At 35.8% G+C, this 9,726-nt stretch carries 10 protein-coding genes; all 10 read left to right on the forward strand.

All coding sequences use genetic code 11. From position 1 onward, the window contains the following. Positions 1–1,164: ATP-binding protein (locus AB1349_11140; protein MEW6557887.1), on the forward strand; the 1,164-nt coding region annotated here is incomplete at its 5' end. Beyond that, positions 1,164–3,017: an ATP-binding protein gene (locus tag AB1349_11145; protein MEW6557888.1), complete on the forward strand. Its 1,854-nt coding sequence runs from the start codon at positions 1,164–1,166 to the stop codon at positions 3,015–3,017. The genes AB1349_11140 and AB1349_11145, both read left to right, overlap by 1 nt. A 163-nt stretch (positions 3,018–3,180) precedes the next feature. Continuing rightward, positions 3,181–3,564: a response regulator gene (locus AB1349_11150; protein ID MEW6557889.1), complete on the forward strand. Its 384-nt coding sequence runs from the start codon at positions 3,181–3,183 to the stop codon at positions 3,562–3,564. Between the two features lies 1 nt (position 3,565). Continuing rightward, positions 3,566–3,982, forward strand: a complete 417-nt coding sequence (locus tag AB1349_11155; GenBank protein ID MEW6557890.1) for a response regulator — start codon at positions 3,566–3,568, stop codon at positions 3,980–3,982. After that, the gene (locus AB1349_11160; GenBank protein ID MEW6557891.1) at positions 3,969–5,150 is read left to right on the forward strand and encodes a hypothetical protein; all 1,182 of its coding nucleotides are present in this window, start codon (positions 3,969–3,971) and stop codon (positions 5,148–5,150) included. The genes AB1349_11155 and AB1349_11160 overlap by 14 nt, the downstream gene beginning before the upstream one ends. 135 nt (positions 5,151–5,285) lie before the next feature. Further along, positions 5,286–6,110 (forward strand): pyridoxine 5'-phosphate synthase, encoded by an 825-nt coding sequence (locus AB1349_11165; protein ID MEW6557892.1) that lies wholly within the window; start codon positions 5,286–5,288, stop codon positions 6,108–6,110. Positions 6,111–6,193: 83 nt separating this feature from the next. Continuing rightward, positions 6,194–8,029 carry a glutamine--fructose-6-phosphate transaminase (isomerizing) gene (glmS, locus tag AB1349_11170; GenBank protein ID MEW6557893.1) on the forward strand — a complete coding sequence of 612 codons (1,836 nt, stop codon included), beginning with the start codon at positions 6,194–6,196 and terminating at the stop codon, positions 8,027–8,029. Between the two features lie 186 nt (positions 8,030–8,215). Further along, positions 8,216–8,383, forward strand: a complete 168-nt coding sequence (locus tag AB1349_11175; GenBank protein ID MEW6557894.1) for a hypothetical protein — start codon at positions 8,216–8,218, stop codon at positions 8,381–8,383. Positions 8,384–8,408: 25 nt separating this feature from the next. After that, entirely contained in the window at positions 8,409–8,597 is a 189-nt protein-coding gene (locus AB1349_11180; protein ID MEW6557895.1) for a hypothetical protein, read from the forward strand. An 8-nt stretch (positions 8,598–8,605) separates the two neighbouring features. Next, positions 8,606–9,541, forward strand: coding sequence for a PorV/PorQ family protein (locus AB1349_11185; GenBank protein MEW6557896.1), 936 nt, complete (start codon positions 8,606–8,608; stop codon positions 9,539–9,541). The last annotated feature ends 185 nt before the right edge of the window (positions 9,542–9,726 follow it).

Raw genomic sequence — 9,726 nt, forward strand, 5'->3', positions numbered from 1 at the left:
GTGTCCAAGGACTATGTTGACAATATTATCAAAAGTATGATTGATACTTTGATTGTGACTGATGCTAAAGGAAAGATAAAAACAGTAAATCAGGCAACTCTAAATTTGCTTGGATATGAAGAAGAAGAGATTATCGGTAAGCCAGCAGGAATACTTTTTGCAGAAGAACTTTTATTCAAAGGAACAAAATGGGAAAAGTTATTAAAGGAAGGTTCAGCGCGTGATTATCAAATAACCTATAAGACAAAGACTGGTGAAAAAATACCGGTAAGTTTTTCCGGTTCAATTATGAGAGATAAAGAAGGCGAACTTATTGGTATTGTAGGTATCGCTCATGATATGAGACAAATAATAGCATTACAGGAAAAAGAAATTACAGCAAAAGCAGAAGCAGAAAAAGCAGCGATAAGCCGAGTATCTGGTGTTCTTGCACATGAAATGAATACACCGCTTATGGGTATATTGGGTCTTGCAAGAATATTAGAGAAAAACATTGATTTGAAAGAGTCTGATCTAAAAGAAAATACAGTTACAATTCAACAGTTAACATACAAATGTAGTGAAATAGTAAAGAAAATTGCTACTCTTGCTAAGCCGGTAGAATTGAAGTTTGATAAAATATCCAAAAACGAATTTATAGATATTGTAGAAAATGCACTATCAGTATTGAGAGGAAGTTTTCAAGCAAACCAAATAGAAGTAATTAAAAGCTATACAGCTGACGAATTTACTGTAAAGATAGATAGAAATGAGATGTCCTCTGTTTTCAGTAATATATTAACCAACAGTATAAAAGCAATGCCTGACGGTGGTGGAAAACTAACAATTAGCATAAGTTGTCATACTGAACGAAGTGAAGTATCTCAAAAACAAGATTCTTCGGCTTCGCCTCAGAATGACTTTGTTGAGGTTGTTTTCAAAGATACAGGTAAAGGAATAGAAAAAGAAAACTTAAAGAAAATATTTGAGCTGTATTTTTCAGAGTTAAAAGCGGATATTGGCGGTATTGGGTTAGGTCTATCAGAAAGTCAGAAGATTGTAAAGCAGCACGGTGGCGAAATTTTTGTTGAAAGTGACGGCTTGGATAAAGGCGCAACTTTTAAAGTAGTTTTGCCAGTTTTGTCCGCCACAGGCGGACGAATAAATTCGTGCCTACAAAAGTAATGAACATGTTTTCACTACTATCATTTTTTGCTTTTATTGTATATTTATATCTTGGGATTCATGCTTTAAGATTAGACCCAAAAGCAAAATTAAATAGGATATTTATGCTTTTGTGTTTAAGTTTTGCTGTCTGGGCTTTTGGTAATGTTTTCATGTTTCCTGCACCAAATAAAGAAGCATGCTGGTTATGGTTTAGAATTTCTTCATTTGGTTTCTGCACTTTCGCTGGAATAGTACTACATTTTGCACTGATATTGACCAAAAAAGGAATTCTATTAAAAAACTGGTGGATTTATTCTATTCTTTATCTCCCAGGAATTGTATTCCTTTGTAGGTCTTTAACTGGAGTTTTGCTTGCTAAAGATTTTATTCAACAAAGTTACGGCTGGCATTCCCTACTCCCAACTGAGTCTTTGTGGTTCCATGATTTTAATATCTATTATTCAAGTTATGTGATTACCTCTGCTATACTTACCTGGCAATGGGGTAGAAAAACAAAAATTGTTAGAGAGAAAAAGCAATCAAAAATTATTGTAATATTTACTATTATATCACTTATATTAGGTTCTTTGATTAATGTAGTTCTACCAGGTTTGAAAATCTATGTTTTGCCAGAAATAGCACCGGTTATGGTACTAATCTGGGCATTTGGAATCTGGTATGCTATAACAAAATATAAACTTATGGTTTTGACACCAGCAGTTGCTGCAGATGATATTTTAGGCACAGCAGTTGACCCGATAATTTTAATCAGTCCGGATGCAAAAATATTAACTGTGAATCAGGCAACATTAAATCTGCTTGGATATAAAGAAAACGAACTTATTGGTAAGCCAGCAGGAATACTTTTTGCAGAAGAAGAACTTTTATTCAAAGGAACTAAATGGGAAAAGTTATTAAAAGAAGAAGCAGTGCGGGATTATGATATGATCTATCAGACAAAAGTAGGTGAAAAGATTCCGGTAAGTTTTTCTGGTTCCGTAATGAGAGATAAAGATGATGAACTTATTGGTATTGTAGGTATCGCTCATGATATGAGAGAGACACTTGAACTACAACGAAAGGAACAAGAATTTGCTGCTGCTGCAGCAGCAGCAAAAGCAGAAGCAGAAAAAGCAGCAATAGCAAAAGTTGCTGGTGTTCTTGCACACGAAATGAACACACCACTTATGGGAATACTTGGCTTCGCAAGAGTAATAGAAAAAAGTAATATTTTAGAAGATCTGACATTAAAAGAAAATCTTACTACTATTCAGGAATTGGCATACAGATGTAGTGGGATTATAAAGAGAATGATTTCTCTTTACAAGGGAGAAACAAAACCTGAGATAGTACAACTAACCACGCAAGAACTGATACCTATTGTAGATAATGCGCTATCAATATTCGTTGGTGAGTTTGCGTTGAATAATATAGAAGTAATAAAAACCTATCAACCTGATAATTCTATTATTAGGATAGATAAGACCAGAATATCAGCTGTTTTTGAGAACCTTATATCAAATAGCATAAAGGCAATAGCGGAGGTTGGTGGTGATACGCTGGGTGGGAAGCTTTTTGTTAGTATATATCCCCAATTACACCCTTATGGTAAAAGAGTAACTGATTTAATAAAAGAAGGCGGTAAAACAGTTGTTATTGAATTTAAAGATACAGGAATTGGCATAGAAAAAGATAATTTAGGTAAAATTTTGTCGCTGTTTTTTTCATTATCAAAATCAGTTGTCAGCGGAACCGGGCTCGGGTTGTCAGTATGTGAAAGTATTGTAGAATCATTCGGTGGTGAAATACTTGTTGAAAGCGAAGGACTGAACAAAGGCGCAACATTCAAAGTTGTTTTACCAGTAACGTAAAAAATGAAAGCCACAGAATAACACAGAAAAACACAGAAAAAATAACCTGACAGGATTTACAGGATAAAACTTTAATTAAAATCATGTTAATCCCGTCAAAAAAAGTTTCTGTACATTTCTGTGGCTAAATACAAGAACCAAGTGGTGTAAGGAGGACACTCATATGGAGATAAAAAAACTGTTAATTGTAGACGATGACAGAATAATCTGCGGGCTTTTTAAATCTCTACTTGAACCGGACGGCTACGAAGTTACAACCACATTAAGTGGTAAGGAAGCAATAGAAAAAGCAAAAGTTCAAAAGTTTGATATTGTATTTATTGATGTTGTTATGCCTGAGATGGATGGTGTTCAGACACTAAAAGAATTACTAAAAATCACACCTTCAACGGTGTTTGTTATGATGACTGGTTTTGCAGTTGATGAAAAAATTCAAGAAGCGCTTTCATTAGGTGCGTTTGATTTTATCTATAAACCATTTGCAGATAAAGAAGTAAAAGTTGTATTTGATAAAATTGCAAAAAAGGAAAAATTGAAAAAGTTATAAAATGAAAACCACAGAAGACACTGAGAAAAACACAAAAAATATGGAAATAAAAAAAATACTCGTTGCAGATGACGAACTGGAAACATTGGAGTTATTGAAGTTTGCACTTGAACAAGCAGGTTATCAGGTGATACCGGTTACCAATGGGAAAGCACTTATAGAAAAAGCAGTTACAGAGAAACCTGACCTTTTAATAGTTGATTTAATGATGCCACAGATTGATGGTTTCACTGGAATTATTCTGCTAAGAAAAAATCCGGAACTGAAAGATATTCCGATAATTGTCTCCACTGGCTATGAACAACTTAAAAATTTGTTTATGTTGCACGAAGTAGCAAAAATCCAGGATTTTATTGCAAAACCATTTATGGTTGAAACATTATTAGACAAAATTAAACAAATATATGGAAAAGAATAAAGAAGAACTTCTCAACAACTGGCAAACCCAACAAGAAAAACTACGATTAAAAGAAGATGCGCTAATAATACTGCACCAGGAACTGGAAAATGCTAAACTTAAACTATCAGACGAAATAAAAAATCGGCAGAAAGATCTAGAACAGCAACTGGAAAAAGAAAGAGAATTGTTGACTCAGCAATTCAATCAGAAGGAACAGGGACTGTTTCAGAAATTAGAAGAGAACCGGTATGAGATTGAGGAACTGAAAAAACAAATAGACAAACTGCAAAAAGAATTAGAAACAAAAATAAAAGAAAATTTGAAATTAACACAAAAGGATCTAGAATGGCAACTGCAAGTTCAAAAATACCAGCAGGATATATTAAATTTACAGGTTAACCAGACGGAGATAAACAAATTAAAAGAAGAAAAAGACAGTCAGATACAGCGGTTAATAGATAGGTTGACAGCAAAAGATGAGCAGATAAAAAATATCACTGCAAAGTTTGACCAGAAAGAAAAGGACTGGCGGACAGAAATTGAAACAAAACAACAGGACATAGAGAATGCGAAAACGCATATCTTAGAAAAGGCACAAAAACAAATAGAAGAGTTAGAAACGCAATACGCTGTTGAAAAACAGAAAATCACAATACTGGAAGAAAAAATAACTATACTTCAACAAGAGAAAAAACGGCTGGAACTGCTACTTAGCACAGAAGAGAGCATTTTACAAACAGAATTAACGAAAAATAAACAAGAAACAGAGATTCTTAAAACCCAAATTCAATCCCAGCAATCAGAAATTAAAAAGCTGTTAGATAAAGAACAACCATTGGTAAACAGAATTTCTGAACTTGAGGTTCTTCATAGAAAGATAGCAGAAGAAAAAAATTTACAAGAAGCAAAAATATTCAAATCCCAGAAAGAAATAGAATTATTAGAAAACCAATTAACCAAAAAAGATATAGAAATAGAATCGCAGAAAAAAAACAATAAATTTTTGGAAGCCGAACTGTCAGAATTGCAAAACAAATATCATAAAGTTATTAGAGATAACGAAATACTGAGAAATAGAATAGAACAGGAGTTAAAAAAATTAGAGAAGCAAACTGAACAAAAATTGGCATCTGAAAAGAAAAGTAGTGAAAAGAAAAGTATAATTAAAAAACTGCTGGGCTATTAACCACGAAAACACGAAACTCCGAAAAAAGTCTAAAACTTCGCGGTTTCGTGGTTAAAAGAATAAAATCCTGTTAATCCTGTCAAAAGAAATTTCAGTGAACTTCTGTGGCTTATTTCGTATCAGTTCCGCAGATTTATGGTGAAACTAGGTGTTAATATAGACCATATTGCATCAATAAGGAATTTAAGGAAAGGGATTTTGCCTGACCCGGTTGATGCGGCAAAAATTGTAGAATCCGCAGGTGCTGACGGAATTACTGTGCATCTTCGTGAAGATAGACGACATATAAATGATAAGGATGTAGAAAATCTGAAAAAGAGCATCAGAACAAAACTCAATCTTGAGATGTCAATAGCGCCGGATATTGTAGAGGTTGCCAAAAGAATTGTGCCACAGAATGTCTGTCTGGTGCCTGAAAAACGACAGGAGTTAACAACAGAAGGCGGGCTAAACATTGTATCAAACACTAAGAAAACAGAAAATGTTGTGAAAGATTTGAAAGATAAAAAAATTGTTGTAAGCATTTTTATAGACCCTGATTTTGAACAGATAAAAACGGCAAAAAGAATCGGGGCTGATTTTGTAGAACTTCATACCGGCAGATATGCAGAAAGCAATGAAAAGATGCGAGGGTTTATCCCGACTGTAGCCCCCGATTTTAATCGGGGGGGGATGCCAAAACCCGAAGCATCACACAATATTGTAGCCGAGGTTTTAACCTCGGAGAACGACGAGTTGAAGAAAATAAAAGATGTATCACAATATGCTCTGGAACTTGGATTGGGACTCAATGCTGGGCACGGGCTTGATTATGAGAATGTTCGGGAAATTGCAAAAATCAAAGGTATGAACGAACTCAACATCGGCTATTCTATTATTTGTAGAGCGTTATTTGTAGGGCTGTTTCAAGCGGTGAAAGAAATGAAAAATATTTTGAAACAGATAGGAGATAGGAGATAAGAGATAGGAGATAGAAGATGGTGGATAGGAGTAATATGGCGTTGCTCCAATCTACAAACTCCAATCTGCTATCTTGTATTATTATGTGTGGTATTGTAGGTTATGTTGGTAGACGAAACGTATCAGAAATCCTGCTAGATAGTTTGAAACGGCTTGAATACCGTGGTTATGATTCATCAGGTATTGCAACTATTGAAGACAACAATATAAAAATCTGCCGTGCCGTCGGCAAAATAAAAAATTTAGAAACAGTAATTCAATCAGAAAAATTTTCAGGCACACTTGGTATTGGACATATCCGCTGGGCAACACACGGAAAACCATCCGAAGAAAATGCGCATCCACATACAGATTGTAAAAATAAAATAGTGGTAGTCCATAACGGTATTATTGAGAATTACCGTCAACTCAAACAGCAACTCATTTCCGAAGGACACAAATTCTTATCTGAAACCGACACGGAGGTAGTAGTTCATCTGATTGAAAAACACTTTTCAGGCGATATTTTATTGGCAGTAAAAAATGCCGTCGCTTATCTCAAAGGTGCCTACGCACTTGGAATTATTTCTATTGATAATCCTGATGTTTTAATCGGTGTTCGTTATGATGCGCCTCTTGTTGTAGGAATTTCCGAGAACGAGTATTTCATTGCATCAGATATCCCTGCCGTTTTATCTTACACAAAAAAATTTATCTATCTTGCTGACGGCGATATTGTTGAATTGAAACGTAGTGGTTACAAAATCTATGATGTGAATGGGAACAGTGTAGACAGGAAAATAAATATAATTGACTGGGATTCTTTGATGGCTGAAAAAGCTGGCTATAAACATTTTATGCTGAAAGAAATTTTTGAACAGCCGCAGACGATAGAAGATACTTTTCGTGGTCGGCTTTCAGTAGAGGATATAAGCGAGTTTTTTACTGAACTTGGTGGTGGGCTTAATCCTGAAAAGATACGCGAGATAAACAGGGTGTCAATCGTCGCCTGTGGAACTTCTTATCATGCGGGGCTCGTCGGCAAATTCCTGTTTGAATCACTTTCAGGGCTTTACGCTGAAACTGACATCGGTTCTGAATTTCGGTATCGCGAGTTAATTTTAGACGATAAAACGCTGGTGCTCGCAATAAGTCAATCAGGCGAAACCGCTGATACTATCGCACCGTTAAGAGAGGCAAAAAAACATAATACAAAAACACTATCAATCTGTAATGTTATGGGCTCTACAATCACAAGGGATGCCTCGGCAACACTCTATACCAGATGCGGTCCTGAAATAGGTGTTGCATCTACAAAAGCATTCACAGGCCAACTTACTGCCTTGTATCTGTTAGCGGTTTATTTTGGGATTGTACGAGGCAAAATTACAAAAGAGTTCGCAATCAAATTTATAGATGCATTAGTAAAAATACCACACGATATCTCTAAAATTCTGGCAAAAGAAAATGAACTTAAACTAATCGCAAAAAGGTTTTGCAAAAAATCACATTTTCTCTATTTAGGCAGAGGACTTAATTATCCAATTGCGTTAGAAGGTGCGTTAAAATTAAAAGAGATTTCGTATATTCATGCAGAAGGGTATCCCGCAGGCGAGATGAAACACGGTCCGATTGCATTGATTGATGAAAATATGCCAGTTGTATGTATCGCAACACAAGGGAAGGTCTACGAAAAAGTTCTATCAAATATAGAAGAAGTAAAAGCACGCGAAGGGATTGTTATCGCACTCGCAACAGAAGATGATAAACTGATAAAAGCGAAATCGGACTATGTATTTTATATTCCTGAAACTGAAGAAATACTGTATCCACTGTTAAATATAATTCCACTTCAACTATTGGCATATCACATAGGTGTTCTGCGTGGCTGTGATGTAGACCAGCCGAGAAACTTAGCAAAAAGCGTTACTGTGGAATAAAAAAATCACGATTTTAGACGGTGTTTCATCATCACTGATTACCGCTGATAATATCTGCGGTAATCTGCGACTATGGATTCCCGATAGAGACATTCGGGAATGACACTTCGTGTCATCTGTGGTAATCTGCGTTTCAAAAAAGCACTTGACAAAACGACAATTTTTGTTTATAATTATAATGGATAAATGGCGGTTCTTAAAAATATACTAAAATCTGAAAATGCAGCATCTGATACCGAGTATTCATTGCTAATTTTGTTGCTTTTAGCATCGGTTCTGGCATTAAGGGTATTTTCGTCAATTCTGAACGCAATTTTCCTAAAAGCTGCTGGTAGAATCACAAAAGCAGTATGAATAACGGTTAAAATCAAAGGTCAAAATGATCAAAAAACTACTCCCTACCCCCTACTCCCTACTCACTGTCTCTAAAGGGCAGTCAATGACCGAATACATACTGCTGGTTCTTTTGGTTTCACTCGCTGTTTATGAGGCGGTAAAGACATTCGGTACCGCATTAGATGTAGCATTTTTGCAGGCGATAAATAATATCGCATTTAATATAAAATGAGGTGAATGATGAGAAAGAATTTAATTTTAACTTTTTACTTTTTCGCTTTTTTACATTCTTACCTTCTTACCGCATCTAACACTGGTGCTAGTTTTTTAAACATCGGTACTTCAGCAAGGGCAATCTCAATAGGTGGAGCGTATGTAGGAATAGCAAACGATGCATCAGCAATAAATTATAACCCAGCAGGGCTTTCACAATTAAATAAAAACGAAATTGTGGCTCAACACACCGAGTGGATATCTGATATAAATCATGATTTTTTGGCAGGTGCGTTCCCGTTGAAAAAAAGTGCAATAGGGTTTAGTGCAATAGTGCTATCACAAGGCAAGATAGAAGGCAGGGACGAGAATAGGAACAAAACTGACAGTTTTTCTGCATATGATACCGCGTTGACATTGTCATACAGCAGTGTCATTGCGAGACGAAGTCGAAGCAATCTCTCACTTGGCACAAACTTAAAAATCATTCAACAGAAAATAGAATCTGAGACAGCAACGGGTATCGCTTTTGACATTGGCTTACTTACTCGCTTACTCGCTCAATCGCTTAATCGCTTTACTTTCGGCTTTTCATTCCAGAATCTCGGACCCAAAATGACATTTATATCTGAGGGCTACAATTTACCGTTAACAGCAACACTCGGCGCCGGTTACAACATCAAAAACGCATTAACACTTGCACTTGATATAAAGCAGAGAATATACGATAACAAAACAGAAATCTCATTCGGCACGGAGTATATTTCGTTCAACGTTTTGACACTGCGTGTCGGCTATCTACTTACGAACATAAGAACATATGAACATAAGAACGCCTCTGGTTTCTCTGGTTTCGGCGGCGGACTTGGGTTTCGTATATTTAACTTCTCCACTGATTACGCCTTCGTGCCATATGGTGATTTAGGTAATACACATAGAATATCATTCAGCGTAAGGTTTTGACGAAGACAATATGAAAAAAGTTTTTGAAAGTAAGACAAAGTGTTGAAGTTACAAGCACTTAGGTTGCCAGGAGGTGATTACTAATGGCAAGGGTAAAAAGGTTTTCGGAGTTGATTGGTTTTTTCAAACTGCTTATTGCAGGGTTTAAGGCAAATGCTTCTGATTTCTCATCTTTTCAACAGGAT

The sequence above is a fragment of the Elusimicrobiota bacterium genome (assembly GCA_040757695.1).
In the GTDB taxonomy this organism is placed as follows: Bacteria; Elusimicrobiota; UBA8919; order UBA8919; family UBA8919; genus JBFLWK01.

Excerpts from the sequence above, each read along its gene's own strand:
- AB1349_11150 (MEW6557889.1), top strand. The coding sequence starts at position 3,181 with ATGGAGATAAAAAAACTGTTAATTGTAGACGATGACAGAATAATCTGC.
- AB1349_11175 (MEW6557894.1), top strand. The coding sequence starts at position 8,216 with ATGGCGGTTCTTAAAAATATACTAAAATCTGAAAATGCAGCATCTGAT.
- AB1349_11185 (MEW6557896.1), top strand. The coding sequence starts at position 8,606 with ATGAGAAAGAATTTAATTTTAACTTTTTACTTTTTCGCTTTTTTACAT.
- glmS (MEW6557893.1), top strand. The coding sequence starts at position 6,194 with ATGTGTGGTATTGTAGGTTATGTTGGTAGACGAAACGTATCAGAAATC.
- AB1349_11165 (MEW6557892.1), top strand. The coding sequence starts at position 5,286 with ATGGTGAAACTAGGTGTTAATATAGACCATATTGCATCAATAAGGAAT.
- AB1349_11160 (MEW6557891.1), top strand. The coding sequence starts at position 3,969 with ATGGAAAAGAATAAAGAAGAACTTCTCAACAACTGGCAAACCCAACAA.
- AB1349_11145 (MEW6557888.1), top strand. The coding sequence starts at position 1,164 with ATGAACATGTTTTCACTACTATCATTTTTTGCTTTTATTGTATATTTA.
- AB1349_11155 (MEW6557890.1), top strand. The coding sequence starts at position 3,566 with ATGAAAACCACAGAAGACACTGAGAAAAACACAAAAAATATGGAAATA.
- AB1349_11180 (MEW6557895.1), top strand. The coding sequence starts at position 8,409 with ATGATCAAAAAACTACTCCCTACCCCCTACTCCCTACTCACTGTCTCT.